The sequence below is a fragment of the Streptomyces sp. NPDC046909 genome (genome assembly GCF_040644695.1).
Classification (GTDB): Bacteria; Actinomycetota; Actinomycetes; order Streptomycetales; family Streptomycetaceae; genus Streptomyces.
In genome coordinates this window covers 116050-134897 of the sequence record NZ_JBEYXC010000011.1, presented here as the reverse complement: position 1 = coordinate 134897, position 18848 = coordinate 116050, and the positions used below count along the sequence as shown (strand labels likewise).

Below are 18848 nucleotides of genomic sequence, written 5' to 3'. Positions count from 1 at the left end.
CTGCGGTTCGGGCGGCTGTCGCCGGCCGGGACTCAGGCCGCCGGTCAGGTCGTACGGTGGTCCCATGGACGCCCTCGACGATCTCGACCGGCGCATCGCGGGCTGCCGTGCCTGTCCCCGCCTGGTCGAATGGCGTGAGGAGGTGGCCCGTACCAAGCGCGCGGCCTTCGCCGACCAGACGTACTGGGGGCGGCCGGTGCCCGGGTTCGGGCCCGCCGATGCCCGGATGCTGGTCGTCGGGCTCGCTCCGGCCGCGCACGGAGGCAACCGCACCGGGCGGATGTTCACCGGCGACCGTTCCGGGGACGTGCTGTATCAGGCGTTGCACGACGTCGGGCTCGCCTCGCAGCCGACGTCCGTGGCCCTTGACGACGGGCTCGAACTGCACGGCGTACGCGTCACGTCTCCCGTGCACTGCGCGCCGCCCGCCAACAAGCCGACTCCGGGGGAGCGGGACACCTGTCGGCCCTGGCTCGTCCAGGAGCTGCGGTTGCTGCGGCCGACCCTGCGGTCCGTCGTCGTGCTCGGTGCCTTCGGGTGGCAGGCCACGTTGCCCGCGTTGGCGGAGGCGGGGTGGGGTGTGCCCCGGCCGCGGCCCGTGTTCGGGCACGGGGTGCGGGTGCCGCTCGACGGGATCGAGCTCTTCGGGTGCTTCCACGTCAGTCAGCGGAACACCTTCACGGGGCGGTTGACCCCGGAGATGCTGCGGGATGTGCTGCGGTCGGCGGCGGGGGTCGATTGACCGGCGGCGGGGCACATCGGTCAGGTGAGTTCGGCTAGGTGAGTTCGGCGTCCTCGCCGAACAGCTGCCGTACCGTCGACTCGTAGTTGGTCCGTACGTGGGCGAGGGCGTGCGCGCGGGCGCGTTCCGGGTCGCCGGATGCGATGGCCTCGTACAACTCCCGGTGTTCGACGAGGAGTTGGGGCCATTCCTCGTTCCGGCGGGTCATCCAGCGCAGTCGGCCGGCGACCGGTTCGAGGGCCTCTATCAGGAGGCTGTTGCGGGCCATCGCCACGATGCGGTCGTGCAGCCGGCTGTTGATGTCCGTGATCGTCTCGGCGTCGCCCGCCTCGGTCGCGGTGGCCGCCCGGTCGAGGAGCTGTTCGACCTCGGCCAGGTCGTGCGGGGTCGCGCGGGCGGCGGCGAGGGCGGCGGCGTAGACCTCCAGGGCCTCGCGCAGTTCGAAGAGCTCCTTGACGTCCTGGGGGGTCAGGCGGCGTACGACCGTGCGGCGGGGCGTCTCGAAGTGGACGAAGCCCTCGGTGACCAGTGCCCGGATCGCCTCGCGGACCGGTACCCGGGAGACCCCGAAACGCTCGGCGAGTTCCCGTTCGACCAGTCGGTCGCCCGGCCGGAGCCGGCCCGCGATGATCTCCTGCCGCAGGGTGGCCAGGACGCGCTCGCGGACGGCGCCCAGGGGTTCGATCTTCGTCGTGGAGCTCATGGAGCCATCTTCGCCGACTCCGGAGGTGATTTACGGAGCGTTAACGAACGCGACATCGGCCGGAACGCTTGACGGGAGGACTATGACCGCAGTTTGGTATACCAAACCTGGTTCACCAAGCGGCCACCACCCTCCTCCTCCGTCCCCGTCCCTGGAGGCCCCGTGTCCCTCGCCGACCGCGCCGAAGTCACCGGCGCGCCAGCGTTCGTCCCCGACCCCCGGCTCACCAACGAAGACCTCGCACCCGCCGAGAAGCGGAACTGGAAGGTCTTCGACCTCTTCGCCATGTGGATGTCCGACGTCCACAACCTCGGCAACTACACCTTCGCGGCGGGCCTGCTCGTCCTCGGCATGAACGTGTGGCAGGTGTTCACCTCGCTGCTCGTCGGCTTCGTGCTGATCTACATCGGCATGAACTGGATGGGGAAGATCGGCCAGCGCCACGGGGTGCCCTTCCCGGTCGTCAGCCGCATCAGCTTCGGCGTGTGGGGCGCGAACATCCCGGCCCTCATCCGGGCCGTCATCGCCATCATGTGGTACGGCATCCAGACCTATCTGGCCTCCGTCGCGGTGAACGTGATGCTGCTGGCCGCCTGGCCCGGCCTGGAGTCCTGGACGCACAGCTCCTTCCTCGGCCTGGACGCGCTGGGCTGGGTCTCCTTCGTGTCGCTGTGGCTGATCCAGGCACTGATCATCAGTCAGGGCATGGAGTCCGTACGGAAGTTCCAGGACTTCTGCGGACCCGCGATCTGGGTGGTCATGATCGCGCTGGCGGTGTGGGTGCTGGCGAAGGCCGACTGGAGCATCTCCCTCACCTCCACCCCGCACCCGGTCTCGGTGGGCGAGCAGTGGCGGCAGTGGTTCGGCGCGATCGGGCTGATCCTCGCCACGTACGGCACCCTGATGCTCAACTTCTGCGACTTCTCCCGCTTCGCGCCGGACTACAAGACCGTCCGCCGCGGCAACTTCTGGGGCCTGCCCATCAACTCCACGGCCTTCGTGGTCGTTTCCGTGATCGTCACCGCGGGCTCGCTGGAGGTGTGGGGCGAGGCCATCACCGACCCGGCGGAGCTGGTCGCCAAGGTCGGCAACACCTGGGTGATGGTGCTGGGCGCGCTGACCTTCGCCATTGCCACCATGGGCGTCAACATCGTCGCCAACTTCGTCTCCCCTGCGTACGATCTGGCGAACGTCTGGCCGCAGAAGATCACGTTCAAGGTCGGCGGCATGATCAGCACCGTCGCGGCGCTGCTTGTGACGCCGTGGAACCTCTTCTCCAACCCGACCGTCGTCAACTACTTCCTCGGCGGCCTCGGCGCCTTCCTCGGCCCGCTGTTCGGCGTGATCATGCTCGACTACTACTGGGTCAAGAAGGGCCGCGTCGACGTCGACGAACTCTTCGACGCCACCCCGGGCTCCCGGTACTACTACCGCAAGGGCGTCAACCCCAAGGCCCTGTGGGCGTTCCTCCCGGCGGCCGCCGTCGCGGGCGTGCTCGCGCTCGTCAAGACGTTCAGCGACGTGGCCCCGTACTCCTGGTTCATCGGAACGGCCCTCGCGGCCGGCCTGTACGCGGTCCTGTGCCGGAACGACCGAGCGGCTGTGGAGGCTTGACCGGAGTGCGGATCGTCGTCACCAACTGCAACACCACGCAGGAGATGACCGAGGAGATCGTACGAGGTGCCCGGGCCGCCGCAGGCCCGGGCACCGCCGTGACCGGACTGACGCCCGAGTGGGGACCCGAGTCGGCCGAGGGCTGGCTCGACAGCTACCTCTCGGCGGCCGCGGTCATCGACCTCCTGCGTACCTACGAAGGTCCCGCGTACGACGCCGTCGTCATGGCCGGCTTCGGCGAGCACGGGCGGGAAGGCGTCCGGGAGCTGCTGGACGTCCCCGTCGTCGACATCACCGAGGCGGCCGCCCATCTCGCCTGTCTGCTCGGGCGCCGGTACGGCGTCGTCACCACGCTGGAGCGGTCCTGCGGCCAGATCGAGGACAGCCTTGAGCTGGCCGGGGTGGGCCGGAACTGCGCCGCCGTCGTCGGTACGGGGCTGAGCGTGCTGGAACTCGGCGACGCCGGGCGCACGGAGGCGGCCTTCCTCGCGGCGGCGGAACGGGCCCGTCAGGCCGGTGCCGAGGTGCTGGTGCTGGGGTGTGCCGGGATGACGGGGTTGCAGCGGGTGGTGGGGGAGAAGCTGGGGATGCCGGTGGTCGACGGGGTGGGAGCGGCGGTGAAGCTGGCGGAGGGGCTGGTGGGGTTGGGGTTGCGGACGAGCAAGGTGGGCGGGTTTGCGGGGCCGTTGCCCAAGGGGCGGGTTTGGGGGAGACCTTCGGTGGGGTGAGGGGGTTAGGGGCGACGGGCGACGGGCGACGGGCGACGGGCGACGGGCGACGGGCGACGGGCGACGGGCGACGGGCGACGGGCGACGCGTGACGGGTGTCTGTGCGGCTGTGTCTGTGGCTGTGGCTGTGGCTGCGGCTGCTGCTGCGGGTGCGTTGTGGTTGCTCGCGCCCCGCGGCGGAGCCGCTGATGTCACAGCCCCGCCGCGCCCCTTTAGGCGGGATGCAGCGAGGTTGATAGTCAGGCACCTAGGGGCACCTAGGGGCATCCAGGGGCGGTCGCATGGTCGCATTCGAAGCCTCCGTCGGGGTGATCCTGGCGCGACCTGTCCAGTGGCGCCCCCAGTGTGAAAGGGGGGGTGGCCGCAGACTCCCGTGAGGACGAGTCGCCTCGCGGCGGGAACGGAGTCGCCCCTTGTTGCCCCCGACGCCAGGAGCCAGAACCGGACCCGTGTCCCGGATGTTCCTCACCGCTCTCCTCGTCGGTCTCTGCTGCGCCGGCGCCTCGGGCGACGTGGCCGAGCCCTTCTGGACCGACCCCGACTCACGGGCAGCTCAGCAGGCGGCGGAGTGGCGGCGGGCGGGCCGGACCGCCGACGCCACGCTGATGGACCGCATCGCCGACCGCCCCCAGGCCGAGTGGCTGAACGGACCGAACCCGGGCCCCGTCGTTCGCGCCCGGACCCTCGCCGCCGAGCAGGCCGGGCGGATCGCCGTACTGGTCGCCTACTACATCCCCAACCGCGACTGCGGCCAGTACTCGAGCGGCGGTGCCTCGAGTGCCGCCTCCTACCGCGCCTGGATCGACGAGTTCGCCACCGCCCTCGGCAACCGGGGCGCCTACGTCATCGTCGAACCGGACGCCGTCGCCCAGGTGGTGGCCGGCTGCACCCGAGTCGTGGCGAAGGACCGCTACGCCCTGCTCGCCTACGCCGTCGACCGCATCAAGCGCCGCCCGCACACCCGGGTGTACCTCGACGCCGGCAACTCCGGCTGGATCCCGCAGCCCTGGAACCTGGTCGCCGCCCTGCGCACCGCGGGCGTCGCCCGGGCCGACGGCGTCGCCCTCAACGTCTCCAACTTCCAGACCGACCAAGCCAGTTCCACATACGGCGACCAGCTCTCGAACTACCTCGGCGGCAAGCACTACGTCATCGACACCAGCCGCAACGGCAACGGCCCCTACGCCGGCACCGACTCCTGGTGCAACCCACCCGGCCGAGCGCTGGGCGAGCCGCCGACGACGCGTACGGGGAACCCCCGCCTGGACGCGTACCTGTGGATCAAGCGGCCGGGGGAGTCCGACGGCCTGTGCCGGGGCGGGCCGGCGGCGGGGCGCTGGTGGCCCGCGTACGCGTTGGGGCTGGCGCGCAACGCCCGCCGCTGAGGGGGCGCCTCAGGGCTGCCAGACGTACCGCACGTCCGGCTCCCGCTCCTCGTTCCCGCTGCCGTCCGTGTGCTCGACGGCGACGAAGCCGTGCCGCTCGTAGAAGCGGTGGGCCGGCTTGTTGACCTGGAAGGTCCATAGGTGCAGGCCTCCCGGACTGCGCTCCTTGGCGAGGGTGACGAACCGGTCCCCGATGCCCCGTCCTCGCCAGTCGGGGTCGAGATAGAGCTGCGAGAGCAACTCACCGTTCAGCACCATCACCCCCACGATCCTGCCGGTGATCCCGCCCCCGCCCACCGCGTCCGCCACCCATGTCTCCCGCAACGGCACGACCACCTCCCGGAAGTAGTCCCGGACCTCGTCGTCGGACCGGGGCCGCACGACGGTCGGCAGCGCGGCGTCGAAGGAACGCAGCCACACGTCGGCCACGGCGGCGGCGTCGGGGGCGGTGGCGCGGCGGAGGCTGATGGTGGGGTCGTTTGAGGTCATGAGCGGGGGTCCTGCTCAGGGGCCGTCGCCTCGGGGACGACCGCGGTGGCCGTTATCTCCACCAGCTGGCCGGAGTACCCGAGACAGGCCACCCCGATCAGCGTCGATGAGTGCGGACCGGTGCTGAGCCCGGACGCTTCCACGACCTCCCACACCGCGGAGAGCACCGACGTCTCACTGCTCACCACATACACGTCCGTCGACAGAACATGCGCCAAGTCGCTCCCGACCGCCCGCAGTTGCTCCTCCAGATTCGCGATCACCTGCTCGGCCTGCCGCACGGGATCCCCCTCACCGACGAGCTTTCCCTCGGCATCGAGCGGCACGGACCCCGCGAGAAACGCGAGCTTCGTGCCGGCCTCCACCACGGAGGCGTGGGAGTAGGTCGGCGGCGGGAAGAGGGCGGGGGTGGTGACGCGCTGGATCACGGGGGCTCCAGAGGCGGGGTGAGGGAGGGTGGGATAGGGGGTGATGGGGTGACAGGTTGCAGGATGGGCGGCATATGTTCAGCCTCGCGATCATCCAAGCCGCGGTCCCTGGCCGCATCCGATTTTCGTGTGGGGCTCTCCCTCCCTGGTAGCAGTGCCGGCGGCGACGTCGCCGCCCTCCTCGGCTCCCGGCCCCGCCGCCTGTCTCGCGCACTCCTCCGCCAGAGCGGGATACGCCTCGGCGATGGCGTCGCAGATGCGCTGCTGGAGAAGGCCGTGCGCCGCCTGGTCCGGGTTTCCGGGCCGGGTAGGGGCGGCGAGGAGAAGGTCGTACGCACTGCTCACCCGTTCTCGCAGATAGCCGACCTTCCAGGGGTCGAGCGACGCGCGGTCCCTCGACACACGGTCCCTCGGCCTGCCGGTGCACACCTCGTCGCCCGTCCGCCCCTGCCGCAGTTCCTCCCGCGCACGATGACCGACCGCCCGCAGCGCCAACTTGCCCGGATCCAGCCGGGGGACGTCGATTGGCTCGGTCCGGATCCGCTCCAGGGCCTCGGCCCGCTGCCGGAACTCGTGGCTCCGCTCGGCCGCCTCGACCCGCTCCACCCGGTACAGGCGGACCGCGGGTGCGGTGCGGACGCGCGGATCGATGCTCAACCGGTCCGGTGGCCCGAGCAGCCGGTGCACCAAGTCCCCGGTCGTCCAACCCCGCATCCGCAGCCCGGCCAGCGAGACATACCGACGCCCGTCCTCCTCGTGCTCCCCACGCCCCACCATCGCGACCTCCCCCGTGACACGCCACAGCCCAACGGCCACGGCCCGACATCACGCTCTGTGACGACAGATCCCATTGAAGCGCGTCCCACTGACAACCGCCCGAGACCGCCCCCGCCTGTGGACAACGCACTGGCTCGGCCTGTGGATAACCAGTCGACAGCGCCCCCCGTCAGCTGCCAGCCTTCCGCCATGCACGACAAACACCTGGGACGTTTCACGGCGGCGGACTTCTAAGCGGACCCGGTGAAGTCGGCTGCGGTACGGCAGCGCCGCTAAGGGGCGCGGGGAACTGCGCGACCAGCCACGACGGCGCCGCAGACGAACGCCGACACGTCGCCGCACATCCAGCGGAGCGCTTAGCGCCGCACCGGAGATTCCGGTGGGCCCAGGAGGTCCGCCATGTCACGCACCACCCACCACGTCCCGAGCCGGCACCGCACCCTGCCCGCCTACTGGCCCCTCGGCCTGCCGGGCCCCTGGACGGGCAACACCGTCACGGAACTCCGCTACTCCCACGAGGAGTCGATCCGAGCCGAGCGCGAGGGCCGCCGCCCCGTACCGGGCTTCGTCGTGCGGGACTTCACCTCGTACACCCGCCCCCGCGCCATGAACGAGCGCTACAGCAGCCCGTACGAGCGGCGGGCCCGAGCCGCCCTCCAGGCCTTCCGCACCTCCGCCCACCGGCACCTGCGCGCCGCGCCTACGGGCGCGCTGCTGCGGTGGGCCGAGGACCTGGACCATCCGCCGACCCGGCACCGGCACCGGGATCTTTGGGAGGCGTGACGGGCGCCGGCGGGCAGGGGCTCTCCACCCGCCAGCCGTCCTCCCGCGCCACCTGCTCGAAGACCCCGATCTTGTACGCGAGCCCCTCCGGCTCACCGATGTCACTCGACCAGTGCGCGCGGTCCCACTCCTCCTCACCCCGCACCAACGGCCGCCCCCGCACGGCCAGATGCAGGGCCAGAGTCGAGCGAGCGTACATGCGCAGGGCGTGGCGTTCCTCGGTCAGGCTTCGGTACTGCTCGGTTTCCCGCAAGCGCAGCCGTCCGTCGGTGTGCCCCGTCACGAGCAGAGGGACCGTCGTGCCCTCCGCGACGGCCACCAGGAACGTCAACTCATCTGCGTCTTCTCGCACTTCGTACCGCGGCAGGTACGACAACCGGGCGAGACCCAGTGCGTGCTTCCACGAGGTGACCCACAACCCCCGGGCGAGGTAGTAGCGGACGGTCTTCTGCCAGGTCCAGTACGTGTCCAGGCGGAACCCGTGCAGCCCTTCGGCGCGGCAGTCCGCGTACACCGCGTCCAGCACGGCCGAGGCGATCCCCTTCCGCCGGGCGACCGGATGGACGTAGAGCGAGGTGACGCGCAGCGCACCCGCCCCCATGGGCCAGGTGTCGACGGCCACGGTTCCCACGGGCCCGCGTCGGCTGTCCGGCGGGCAGACCCAGTACCTCCTGCGGAACTCGTCGTACCGGGTGCCCTCCCGTCCAGCCGTCCCCAGCCGCACACGCCACCGCTTCTCACTCGCCACGGTGAGCGAATCCGGGTCGAGGCACTCGCCGAGAGCACCCTCGGCGAGCGAGGCGAGGTCCCACAGAGCGAAGCGGCGGCCCTCACCGAAGGCGACGGGGCGCAACTCGGGCCGGGCCGCGAGGCGTTCGTGGACACGCAGGGCTTGATCATCCTTCATGTGCCCGGAGCGTAGGGAGGGTGCCCGGCCGGCGGCCCGGTCTTGCCGCAGCTTGCCCGGGGCAGTCATGCGTGTGGTGGACCGCACTCCCGTTCACTCAGCTGGCGTTCGCACTCCTGTGCAAGGTCCGGGTACGCCTCGGAGATGGCCGCGTAGATCCTCCGTCGCAGCAGTTCCTCCGCTGCCGCACGACCAGTGCTTCCGTGGAGCCCGTCGAGGAGCTCGTCGTAACGAGTCAGCCGATGGCGCAGATAGTTGACCTTCCACCGGACCAGCGCACCGGGCTCGGCACTGTCGACCGTGGCGGGGTCAGGCGCATGTCCCCAACGTTCGTACGCCCGCTCCTGATCACGTCGATTGCGATGCGCGACGGCTGCCGCCGCCAGCCTGGGCGGAGCCAGCCGCGGGACGTCGACCGGCTCCGCCGCGATCCGCGCCAGCACCTCCCGGCGCCTGCGCTGCGCGGCGGCCTTCGCCGCGTCGGACCGGCGGGCGGCGGCCGCTGCCACCGCCCTGAACTCCTCGCTCGCCTCCGCGGCTTCAACCCGCTCCACGCAGTACAGGCGGGTCTGCGGAGCCGTCCGGAAGTACGGATTGACCCGAAGCAGATCGGGCTCACCGAGCAGCTGCCGCACCATCCCGGCGGTCCAGCCGCGGGCCCGCAGACCGGCGGCGGACAGGTGGGTGCGTGGCGGCCGGGTGTGGGCGCCGCTGTCCGGAGCTCTTTGCTCGGTTTCTCCGGCGTTCCTCTTCTGCCCCTCGTCGTGCGTCATCACCATCTCCCCCGTCGTTACGCTGAGTGACGAGTTCATTGATAGCGCGTGCCACTGACAACGCGGCAAAGCGAGCTCGCGAACGGGACGCCTGGGAAGCCTATGAGCAGCTGGACTTGGATGTGCGGCGACGGATCGCGCCGCTGTGGACCATCGTTCCGCGTACGGGACTGGAACGTACGCGGGGCGAGCGCGGTGCGTTGGACCTTGGCCCGGGCGACGACCAGGCAGAACTGAACAGTTGGCTCACCCCACGCATGGACAGGCTCATCGAAGCAATGGCCGACGGCCCGGGCCGGCTGGACGCCGCTCACGTCGAGGGCAATGTCCACGGTTGCGCGGTGAGTCTGCGGCGGCTGATCACCCGAAGCCGCCTGCGCCTCGTGACCGGCCCCGAGCGCCACCCCGCACTCCAGCGGTACGCGGCGGACCTCGCCTTCCTCAGCCGACGCGGCATGGGCATCCGCGTACTCGTCGGTGCCCCGCCCGACGAACCCATGTCGACCGGCCTTCTCAGCCTCCTCGACCGGCTTTGTCTGCCCCCGTCCCTGACGGACCTGATCCTGGACATGGGCGCGGTCACCGACCCGGGGGAGGCGGGCAAGACGGCTGTCGCGGCACTCGACGTACTGGGGACGCTCGTGCCCTGGCGCACGGTCGTCCTGACGGCCGGGGCTTTCCCGCGCGTGTACGACAGCCCTGCCCGGGAGCCCTTCTACGTGTCAGGGCGTCATGACTGGCAACTCCATGGAGCGGTACGCGCGGCACGGCCGACCTTCCAGGCAGCTGTGGTCTATGGCGACTACTCGGCGGAGCACGTCTTCAGCGCGAATGTTCCTCATGTGCGACCCCAGGGCCCGCCGTGGGGTGTCATGCGGTACACGGCGCCGGACGGCTTCCTTCTCGGGCGGGTTCCCACGAGAGGAGGGAGAGACCGGGCCGACCGCGTCCGCGCCATGGCCCGCCGGATCACGGAGTCCGCGGTGTTCCGAGGTGCCGATTACGGCGACGGCGAGCGCTGGCTGCAGGAGTGTGCGGACGGGGAGGGCGTGAAAGGTTCGGGCAATGCAGAGACCTGGATCAAGGTGGGGCACAGTCAGCACCTGAACTTTGTGGTTCATCAGCTCATGGGCGCTGAGGAATGATCGACTCGCACAACGCGGGACGGAGAGCGGTACTGGGGAAGGGTCGGGGGCGAGTGTGTTCCTCGTAGCGCTTCCCGCGTGGGTCTGGGGTGACCGTCCGTCAGTTGGACAGGCGGTCGCTGCCCGGCTTCGTGCCGACGTAGGCGAGTCGGAACGTCCTTCGCTCGGGCACCAGCCGGAAGTACAGCCGCCCCTTGCCTGGAGTCATGCGGCCGTGCCAGGAGAAGCACACCTCCCGCCCGTCAAGGTCCGGGTCCGGATAGGTGCACAGGTGGCGCCGGGACGGTGATTCGGGTGTGATGTGCGGGTTCTGCCAGTCGGGTTCGGGGGAGCGGTCCAGGTCCCAGTGGTGGCCGGCCGTGGACTGGAGGTCGGCGAGGAGGGCGCGGACGGGCAGGAACCACTTCGGGTCGAGGGCGCGCAGGTCGCGGTCGAAGCGGGGCAGGCGTTCGAGGGAGGGGAAGAACTCGTCCCAGGAGTCGAGGAGTTCGGACGAACAGGTCAGACGGTTCAGCCCGGTGCCGCGGGCCCATGTCTCATGTTCGTCGGCCTCGTCCGGGGCGGAGCAGTGCCGGACCCGGCCCCGGTCGTCATCGATGTCGTCCTCGCCGAGGCGGTTGATGTCGACGTCCAGCCAGGAGGTCGCCCACTTCGGGCTGATGGCAAGGCTGATGGCCAGGCCGTCCACCAGGTGGGCGGCGCCGATGCCGAGGGCACGGCGGCCGTCGTGGAAGTGCTCGACCTCGGCCGGATCGTGTCCGGCCGCTTCGAGTACGCCACGCAGGGAGCCGGGAGTGCGGTCGCGCAGGCTGAGGATGTAGCGGTGCCGTTCCTTGTTGCGGGGCGTGGCGTTCACCCACTGCTGGTAGACGTAACCGCGTGCGAGCTCGGCCGGTTGGAGGGGGCTCTCGGTGACGAGCCCGATGTTCTGTCCCCAGTGCTTGAGGTGCTTCAGGGTGGCCACGAATGTCGCCATGGCCTCGTCGACCTGTCTCGGACCCGCGTCGGACCGGCAGGAGAGTTCGTTCAGGAATAACGACAGTGGCACTGCTGGGCCACTCCAATCGTGGTGCGCGACGGACGGCAGTCAGTCGAGGAGCTGTTCGAGGGAGTTCTCCCACTCGTCGAAGAAGCCCGTCGGCCAGTCCGAGAGGGAACCGTCGTCATGGATGCGCGGGGTGACGATCTCCGCCCGCAGACCACGTCGCCGGAAGTAGTGCACGGCGGTGTCGGAGGCGGGGATGACGCCGTTCTTGACCGCGAGACGCAGTCCGTTGAGGACATGGTCGGAGTGGGTTTCCACGATCAGCTGTGCCCCGGCCGCCGCGGCGGCCGCCACGAGTGCGGCCGTTCGGGACTGACCGCGGGGGTGGAGATGGGCCTCCGGGTTCTCCAGCAGGACCAGGCTTCCAGGACCGGCCGAGAGACAGGCGACGACGATGGGCAGGGCATACGTGAGGCCGAAGCCGACGTTCGTGGGGCGACGGCGGGAGGAGGAGTCGATCCCGGCCGTGCCGTCGAAGCCGTAACTGAGCCGGACGGAGTCGATGCCGGGGATCTCCGAGGCTTCGAGGTTGACGCCCGGACACAGCTCCTGCATCCAGGCCACCACATGATCCAGGAAGGTGTGTGCCGCTGCCTCCGGGTGGCGAAGCGGCCCGTCAGGCATGGGGTGCTGGGCGTGGTGCCGCAGGTAGTTGACGGTGTGCTCACCCCGAGCACCCAGGAAGGCACGGCCGATCGCCTGGTGATGGGAACGCGGGTAGCTGGTGGCGGGGACGATCCGGTCGGCCTTCAGATACTGGAAGCAGCGGCCGAAGAGCGAGTCCTCATGTGTGAGGTCGGAGGTGGACTGCAGGGGCAGTACGTCCTGCTCGGGTGCGTACAGCGCGGACCACGCACGGCCCTGCCCGTCCTCCGTACGGAATCCGATGCTGGTCAGCGGAGTGGGCAGTCCGGGTGAGCGGACGAAGTCCTCGTGGAGCAGGTCCTGTCCGGTCCCGAGCTCCACCAAGTCGCCGTTGAGGAGGAAACCTCCCTGCTCGGAGTCTCCGTCCGTGGAGAACAGCGTGAACGAGTCGTACGACTGCCGAAGCAGGGCGAAGGCTTGCAGGACCGTGCTCTTGCCCGATGAGTTGAGGCCCGTGAGCAGCGTGACCGGGGCGAGCGGGATGTCGGCCGACCGGAACGCCTTGAAGTTGGTCAGCGACAGCTGGTCGATCACTGTGCGCTGCCCCCGTTGCTGCTGTTCAGGATGGTCCGGAAGAGGTTGCGGACCCTGGAGAACCGGTGGACGACCTTGGCGCGGTCGCCTGTGCCGACGGACACGGCACGTTCGAAGTCCCAGCCATGCATGACGAGTTGGAACTTCGCGACCACCTGCTCGCGGGACGCTACCAGCGTGGCGCGCTCGATCTCCGTGAGTTCGGCCAGGTTGACCGTGATCGACTCGAAGATGGCCTTGTTGATCGGATTACGCCATGACTGTTGCGGATACAGCTTGCGAAAAGCGTGCTCACCGAAGATCGCCTCGGCTGTGGCCACCGCTTGCTTGAACTCCTCGGCGAGCGCGTTGCGTTGCTCGTCGGACAGCCGGTTGATCTGCCGCATGGTGCGGGCGAGGAACTGGTCGAAGTCCTGCGCCCGGAAAGCGTCCGGCGGGGTGAGCCGAAAGGCCAGGGCACGCAGGACCATCTCCCGGTCGGCCATGCGGGCGCCGTGCACCCCGCCGCCCGCCGCCGACACGAACTCCGGCGACTCGGCGAGTGACGACAGCAGGTGCCGTGCCGGTCCTGGGATCAGCGCATGCCGGATCTCCTGCCGGGTGAGGGGGAGCCCGCCGGTGTTGATCCGGGCGAAGATATTGAATTTGACCTCTTCCGGGGTGCCGGGCCGGATGACGTGTACGACGACCTGAGTCTCGTTCAGACGGATCTGCAGCCGGCCCGTCAGGTCGTCGTATCCCTTGCCCTCGAAGTCCTTCTGAAGGTATTCGAGTCCGCGCAGCCGGAGCGGGCCGGCGTCGATGCCGGCCGCCTCGGCGAGCGCGTCGGGTGCGATGAACCGTGCGATGGCCGTCAGCCGCTGGATGCCGTCGACGATGGCCCACGAGCTGTCCTGCGTCCATGAACTGTCGTCGAGTTCGGCGGCGTAGAAGGAGGGGATGGGGATACGCAGCAACAGCGATTCGATCAGCCTGCTCTGCTGCTCGTCCGACCAGATCCCGGCACGCCGCTGGAAGTCCGGAGCGAGGTCGATCATGCCGTTGCTCAGCCGGGACATGAGCAGGTTGATCGTGGGGTTGCTGGTCTGGATCTCGATCTTGGAGGGGTCGTACGGCGAGGTGATCAGGTCCGCCGTGTCATCGGCCTCGGGATCGGGCAACTCCAGCTCGACGTCGGTGCCCTGACCGTCGGCCCCCATCTCGACCCGGAACCCGTTGCAGTCCCCGGAGTCCATATAGCGGCTGAACACAGATGCCTGCTCCCGTGCCGCCTTACGGCTGCCGGTGTTGTCCTCCTGCGACATGTGCCCTCGTGTCCCGTGTTTCGTAGCCGGAGTGGCTCGGTGATACGGCGGTACGCCGCTGCCGATTCTGCCGGAAACGGGCCTGGCGGGGGTCTGGACGAGGAGGCGGCCGCGACCGGGTCGCACCGGGTGAAGAGGTGCTGCGCTGTGCGGCGGCCCCTCAGCAGCAGATCACCGGCTTGCTTACCCTGCTCCCATGCCCACCCTCACCGACCCGGCGTTCCTCGACGCCATCGCCGACCGTCTCGCCGCCCTCCCCGCCGTCCGTGCCGTCGCCCTCGGCGGCTCGCGTGCCCAGGGCACGCACCGGCCGGACAGCGACTGGGACCTCGCGGTGTATTACCGCGGGGCGTTCGACCCGGACGACCTCCGTGCCGTCGGCTGGGAGGGCGAGGTGTCGGACGTCGGCGGTTGGGGCGGCGGCGTCTTCAACGGCGGTGCGTGGCTGAAGATCGACGGCCGGCGGGTCGATGTCCACTACCGCGATCTCGACGTCGTGGAGCACGAGTTGGCGGAGGCCGAGGAGGGGCGCTTCCGGGTGGAGCCGCTGATGTTCCATCTCGCCGGTATCCCCAGCTACTTGGTCGTCGCGGAACTGGCGATCAACCAGGTGCTCCGGGGCTCGCTGCCGAAGCCGGCCCGGTATCCCGAGAAGCTCCGCGCCTCCGCCCGCGAACGCTGGTGCGGCACCGCACACGCCACCCTCGCCTACGCCAAGGCGGCCCACGCGCCGTCCGGCCGTGTCACCGAGGTGGCAGGCGCCATCGCCACGGCTGCCGCGCAGGCCGCGCACGGGGTATTGGCGGGGCGGGGGGAGTGGGTGACCAATGAGAAGCGGTTGTTGGAGCGGGCGGGGTTGCGGGAAATCGACGTGGTGGTGGGGAAGTTGTCGGCAGACCCGGAGGTGCTGGCCGCGGCTGTGGTGGACGTGGAGGCGCTTCTCGACCGTTCCGCGGACTCCGAATAACCCTTCGAATCAAGCCTGCTGACGCTGCTAACGTCCCTCACGTGGCGAAACTCAATCAGATCATCGCAGTGGAGAAAGGCGTCAAGTCCAAGGCGCACCAGGACCTGACGGCCGCTCATCACGGCCTGCAGAAGCCCGCGTTGCTCGCCGGTATCTCGCGTACGTACCAGCCGAAGGACGAAGAGGGCGAGCAGTTGCCGCCCGAGGCGACGCGGGTGCAGGTGAAGGCCGAGGACGTGCTGCGGGACACCGCGGCCACGCTGACGCGGCTCTTCGATGTGACCGCCACGAAGGACTGGGCGAACTGTGAGGCCCGTGCGGATGTGAAGGTGGACGGGCGGGTGCTCGTCGCCGATGTGCCGGTGTCGTATCTGCTCTTCCTGGAGAAGCAGTTGGTCGACCTCAACACCTTCGTACGGAAGCTGCCGGTGCTCGACGCCTCAGAGGCGTGGGCGCAGGATCCGTCCACGGACTCCTGGAAGACCGAGCCGGTGCGGACCCTTCGTACGAAGAAGGTGCCCCGCAACCATGTCAAGGCCGAGGCGACCGAGAAGCATCCCGCTCAGGTCGAGGTGTACTACGAGGACGTGCCCATCGGGTACTGGACCACCGTGAAGTTCTCCGGTGCGCTTCCGGCTCGCCGGGTCAACGAACTCCTCGACCGGGTCGAGAAGTTGCAGCAGGCCGTGAAGTTCGCCCGCGAAGAGGCCAACGGCTCCGATGTCGTCGACCAGCGGGTCGGGGACGCCGTGTTCGGTTACCTGTTCGGGTAACCTCGGAGACCCCCCGGTCCTTTGCGGCCGGGGTGCGCCAGGAGCGCAAACTGAAGCTGAAGCTCGTCGTGACTGAACGGTCGTATCCGCCGAAGAACGCAGGACCGGCCGTCATCAATCTCAGACTCTCGCTCCAGACTCAGTATTCGCCGTCGATCGCCGGATCGACCGGGCCCAGGCCCAGGGCGTCGAGATGCTGGTTCAAGTCCAGTCCGCACAGCTCGATGTGCGGTGGTCCAAAGGCAGGACGCGACGACATTACGACTGATCTGGGTTCTCAAGTGTGCCGGCGTGCGAAATGGACGGCATTCCCAGGGCCCGGGGGCAGGCTACGCCCTCGGGCCCGCTCCTGTTTCCGGCGCCGACTTCCCGCGCGTCACGCTTTGGTGTGAACAAGGGCGTTACAGGGTGGCTGGATCGGATCTTTGACGGACCTCGCTCCGCACGTATCGGGTGGTCGGTCGTGGCGATGTCCGATCGCCGCCCTTGAGCGGACCGGAAACTGACGCGAGATTCGGCATGTACGTCCGTCGCTTTTCAGTCGCCCTCGTGTGGTTCCACAACATGTAGCGTCCGACGCCCAGTTGAGGGGATCTGAACAGCGCACGCACGCTTTGAAAGTACGGGAAGAAGCAAGTGAAGAAGACGACGGCGGTCCCGGGCATGGCCATCTCGGACACGGGATCGACGTCACTTTGCGGCGCCGACAAGCGCTCCAAGGCCGACGGCTGGACCAGCAAGAACACGTGGATCGCCGAGCCGGTGTCAAGGTTCGCTTCAGCCTGTGCCAACGACTGACCGACGATTCGCTGTGAGGAACAGCCTTCGGTACGAGCGCACGGGGCACCGCGGTCGAGCGATCGCACTGGCGGATCTCGCCCGCACCGACATCCTGGACACTCCGGCCTGGCGCGCCGCACATCACGTATGCCTCGCCATGACCTGTCACCGGCTGTCCCTGGCCTGCGGACCGCAAGACGACCTGCCCAGTCTGTTGGAGCCTACCGCGACGCGAAGTACCCGGACCTGTACGCCACTTCACCAGGAGGCGCGGCTAGCGCGGACGGCACCAGAGCCGCGTACTACCTCCTTGCCTGAACCAGCGCCCCACGCCACGCCAGAAGGAACACCCCCACACATGAACACCGTCTCCCCACCGGCTCTGACTGCCGAAGACCTGGCCTTCACCTACGTCTCCGGCGGCGGGCTCACCCGCGCCGATCTCACCCTGGAACAGGGCGCGATGGCCGCCGTCGAAGGTCCTTCCGGTTCGGGCAAGAGCACGCTGCTCGCTCTCCTCGGGCTGATCCTGTCGCCCGCCGCGGGTTCTCTGCGCATCAACGGCACGGACACCTGTGCCCTGGCCGAGAGCGAGCGGGACCTGTTGCGGCAGCGCTCCATCGGTATCGTCCTTCAGGACCTCGGACTCCTGACGTTCCTCAACGCCTGGGAGAACGTCGCCGCCGCCTTCGGACCCCGGCTCGCCCGGAACCGTACGGCCGCCCGTGCTCTCCTCGGTGACCTCGGGATCCAGCACCTCGCCGACTCCCCGGTCACCGAACTCTCCGGCGGACAGCGGCAACGTATCGCCGTCGCCCGTGCGGCCGTGAAGCAACCGGCGCTCATCCTCGCCGACGAGCCGACCTCCGGGCTCGATCCGAAGAACGCCAACTCGGTGATGAGCTCCCTGCGTTCGTGCGCCGAGCGGGGTGCCGCCGTCCTGCTCGTCACGCATGACCGCGCGGTCGCGGAGACCTGCGATCAGCGGTACGTCCTCGACGAAGGTGTGCTGTCGGTCGCCCACAACTCGGTTGCCCGCAAGGGCAACGCCCTCAAGGAGAACCTGGGATGAGCCGCTGGAGTCTCCACACCTGGAAGCGGGACGGTCGTTCCCTGCGCCGGGCGCTGCCCACCCTCACCGTCCTGGCCGCGCTGCTGACCACCGCCGCCGGAGTGGCGGCCGGTGCCGCCGGTGCCGTCGAGCGGGACGTTCTCGGATCGGGCGGGCTCACCCAGATCGAACTCACGTCGTTCGAGGGCGATGAGTCCGTTCGCTCCCTCACCGACTCGGCGTTGAGGGACGCCAGGGAGACGGCAGGGGTACGGCAGGTCGTCGCCGACTACTCCGCCACGCTGTACGCGGAGCAGGACGGCACGTACGACCTGACGAGCCACACCCTGACACCGGGTGACGACCTGCCCGTCACCGAGGGCGAGCTTCCGGCGCGGCTCGGCCCGGATGAGGTCGTGCTCCCGGCTGCCGTACAGGGCACCGACTTCGCCCCGCTGCTCGGCCGGACCGTTGCCTTCGGTTACACCAAGGCGACCGGTGCGGCCTCCGGGACCACCGAGACCGTCCGGCTGCGGATCGCCGCGCTGTACGACCCGAGTTGGCAGGCCGACGGGCCAGCCGTCGCCTATCTCGCCGAGGACACCGCCGCGTTGCTGGCCGCGGCGCGGGCCGGACAGTCGACGGAGACCTTCCGGGAGAAGGAGGGTGCCGGGTCCGCCGTCATCGTGGTCGGGCATCAGAACCAGGTCGCGGCTGTCACCAAGTCACTGCAGAGCGACGGGTTTTCGGCCTCCGCCGTGTCCGACCGGGTTCGCAATCTCCCCGGACTGTTCGGCGCGGCGGATCTCGCCATGCGCATCGGCGTCCTGGTCCTGGCCCTCGGTGCCGTGTGGCTCGGTGCCGTGCGGGCCGCGGACAGTGCGCGGGCGCGGATCGGGCAGTTCGCGATCCTGCGGATCCTCGGGGCCGGGCGGTCCGAGCTGCGCCGGATCCTGCTCGGTGAAGCCGTGCTCTCCGGGGGAGTGGCAGGGGCGGTCGGTGCGGCCGTCGGCACGGGGCTCTCCGTCCTCCTGGCCGGGCCGCTCAGCGGCGTGCTCGGGCTGCCCATCACGCTCCCGGACGCCCTGCCCGCACCGGTCTGGGCCGTCGCGGCCTTGCTGCTGCCTGCCGTCGGCCTGGCTACCGGCACTCTCCTGGGCAGTCGCGAGGTGCTTCGCCGTGACCCCTACCTCACGGCACGGGCGCACGCCTGAATGCGGTGGAACTGGCTTGAACACGCTCGAACTCGCTTGAACTCGACTCGCTCTTGATTGC

The 18848-nt window shown here is 69.5% G+C and carries 20 protein-coding genes; 11 read left to right on the top strand and 9 right to left on the bottom strand.

Annotated features, from left to right (window positions below):
- The first annotated feature begins 64 nt into the window (after positions 1–64).
- A complete protein-coding gene (locus ABZ928_RS32865) occupies positions 65–742 on the top strand; it encodes a uracil-DNA glycosylase (protein WP_361527009.1) in 678 nt (225 codons plus the stop codon).
- 34 nt (positions 743–776) lie between these two features.
- Here the strand turns inward: ABZ928_RS32865 and ABZ928_RS32860 are convergent, their stop codons facing one another.
- Complete coding sequence (locus ABZ928_RS32860; RefSeq protein WP_361527007.1) at positions 777–1445, bottom strand: GntR family transcriptional regulator; 669 nt, start codon at positions 1443–1445, stop codon at positions 777–779.
- Positions 1446–1607: 162 nt separating this feature from the next.
- Here ABZ928_RS32860 and ABZ928_RS32855 point away from each other — a divergent pair, with 162 nt between their 5' ends.
- The 3 genes from ABZ928_RS32855 to ABZ928_RS32845 all read left to right on the top strand — a co-directional run bounded on the left by ABZ928_RS32855 (position 1608) and on the right by ABZ928_RS32845 (position 5172).
- Positions 1608–3059 carry an NCS1 family nucleobase:cation symporter-1 gene (locus tag ABZ928_RS32855; RefSeq protein WP_361527005.1) on the top strand — a complete coding sequence of 484 codons (1452 nt, stop codon included), beginning with the start codon at positions 1608–1610 and terminating at the stop codon, positions 3057–3059.
- Between the two features lie 5 nt (positions 3060–3064).
- Entirely contained in the window at positions 3065–3787 is a 723-nt protein-coding gene (locus tag ABZ928_RS32850) for an aspartate/glutamate racemase family protein (RefSeq protein ID WP_361527385.1), read from the top strand.
- Positions 3788–4245: 458 nt separating this feature from the next.
- Positions 4246–5172, top strand: a complete 927-nt coding sequence (locus ABZ928_RS32845; RefSeq protein ID WP_361527383.1) for a glycoside hydrolase family 6 protein — start codon at positions 4246–4248, stop codon at positions 5170–5172.
- 9 nt (positions 5173–5181) lie between these two features.
- On the opposite strand, the gene ABZ928_RS32840 is transcribed toward ABZ928_RS32845, so the two are convergent.
- The 3 genes from ABZ928_RS32840 to ABZ928_RS32830 form a co-directional block, all read right to left on the bottom strand.
- Positions 5182–5661 (bottom strand): GNAT family N-acetyltransferase, encoded by a 480-nt coding sequence (locus tag ABZ928_RS32840; RefSeq protein ID WP_361527003.1) that lies wholly within the window; start codon positions 5659–5661, stop codon positions 5182–5184.
- Entirely contained in the window at positions 5658–6089 is a 432-nt protein-coding gene (locus ABZ928_RS32835) for a RidA family protein (protein WP_361527001.1), read from the bottom strand. The genes ABZ928_RS32840 and ABZ928_RS32835 overlap by 4 nt, the downstream gene beginning before the upstream one ends.
- 90 nt (positions 6090–6179) lie before the next feature.
- Complete coding sequence (locus tag ABZ928_RS32830) at positions 6180–6866, bottom strand: hypothetical protein (protein ID WP_361526999.1); 687 nt, start codon at positions 6864–6866, stop codon at positions 6180–6182.
- Positions 6867–7265: 399 nt separating this feature from the next.
- Between ABZ928_RS32830 and ABZ928_RS32825 the strand changes: the two genes are divergently transcribed.
- A complete protein-coding gene (locus ABZ928_RS32825) occupies positions 7266–7649 on the top strand; it encodes a hypothetical protein (protein ID WP_361526997.1) in 384 nt (127 codons plus the stop codon).
- On the opposite strand, the gene ABZ928_RS32820 is transcribed toward ABZ928_RS32825, so the two are convergent.
- Entirely contained in the window at positions 7567–8556 is a 990-nt protein-coding gene (locus tag ABZ928_RS32820) for a GNAT family N-acetyltransferase (protein WP_361526995.1), read from the bottom strand. The two genes, ABZ928_RS32825 and ABZ928_RS32820, sit on opposite strands and share 83 nt — an antisense overlap.
- Before the next feature lie 65 nt (positions 8557–8621).
- Complete coding sequence (locus tag ABZ928_RS32815; protein WP_361526993.1) at positions 8622–9329, bottom strand: hypothetical protein; 708 nt, start codon at positions 9327–9329, stop codon at positions 8622–8624.
- A gap of 26 nt (positions 9330–9355) precedes the next feature.
- Here ABZ928_RS32815 and ABZ928_RS32810 point away from each other — a divergent pair, with 26 nt between their 5' ends.
- Positions 9356–10474: a hypothetical protein gene (locus tag ABZ928_RS32810; protein ID WP_361526991.1), complete on the top strand. Its 1119-nt coding sequence runs from the start codon at positions 9356–9358 to the stop codon at positions 10472–10474.
- Between the two features lie 100 nt (positions 10475–10574).
- On the opposite strand, the gene ABZ928_RS32805 is transcribed toward ABZ928_RS32810, so the two are convergent.
- The 3 genes from ABZ928_RS32805 to ABZ928_RS32795 all read right to left on the bottom strand — a co-directional run bounded on the left by ABZ928_RS32805 (position 10575) and on the right by ABZ928_RS32795 (position 14002).
- Positions 10575–11450 carry a hypothetical protein gene (locus tag ABZ928_RS32805; RefSeq protein WP_361526989.1) on the bottom strand — a complete coding sequence of 292 codons (876 nt, stop codon included), beginning with the start codon at positions 11448–11450 and terminating at the stop codon, positions 10575–10577.
- Positions 11451–11561: 111 nt separating this feature from the next.
- Complete coding sequence (locus tag ABZ928_RS32800; protein ID WP_361526987.1) at positions 11562–12698, bottom strand: DUF3696 domain-containing protein; 1137 nt, start codon at positions 12696–12698, stop codon at positions 11562–11564.
- Positions 12695–14002 (bottom strand): DUF262 domain-containing protein, encoded by a 1308-nt coding sequence (locus ABZ928_RS32795; RefSeq protein ID WP_361526985.1) that lies wholly within the window; start codon positions 14000–14002, stop codon positions 12695–12697. Before ABZ928_RS32795 ends, ABZ928_RS32800 begins: the two co-directional genes overlap by 4 nt.
- 196 nt (positions 14003–14198) lie before the next feature.
- Between ABZ928_RS32795 and ABZ928_RS32790 the strand changes: the two genes are divergently transcribed.
- From ABZ928_RS32790 to ABZ928_RS32770, 5 genes are all read left to right on the top strand, one after another.
- Positions 14199–14969 (top strand): nucleotidyltransferase domain-containing protein, encoded by a 771-nt coding sequence (locus ABZ928_RS32790; RefSeq protein WP_361526983.1) that lies wholly within the window; start codon positions 14199–14201, stop codon positions 14967–14969.
- Positions 14970–15010: 41 nt separating this feature from the next.
- Entirely contained in the window at positions 15011–15742 is a 732-nt protein-coding gene (locus ABZ928_RS32785) for a hypothetical protein (RefSeq protein ID WP_361526981.1), read from the top strand.
- A gap of 636 nt (positions 15743–16378) precedes the next feature.
- The gene (locus ABZ928_RS32780) at positions 16379–16540 is read left to right on the top strand and encodes a hypothetical protein (RefSeq protein ID WP_361526979.1); all 162 of its coding nucleotides are present in this window, start codon (positions 16379–16381) and stop codon (positions 16538–16540) included.
- A 340-nt stretch (positions 16541–16880) separates the two neighbouring features.
- Positions 16881–17594 (top strand): ATP-binding cassette domain-containing protein, encoded by a 714-nt coding sequence (locus tag ABZ928_RS32775; protein ID WP_361526977.1) that lies wholly within the window; start codon positions 16881–16883, stop codon positions 17592–17594.
- On the top strand, positions 17591–18787 hold the full coding sequence (locus tag ABZ928_RS32770) for an FtsX-like permease family protein (RefSeq protein ID WP_361526975.1): 1197 nt from the start codon (positions 17591–17593) through the stop codon (positions 18785–18787). Before ABZ928_RS32775 ends, ABZ928_RS32770 begins: the two co-directional genes overlap by 4 nt.
- The last annotated feature ends 61 nt before the right edge of the window (positions 18788–18848 follow it).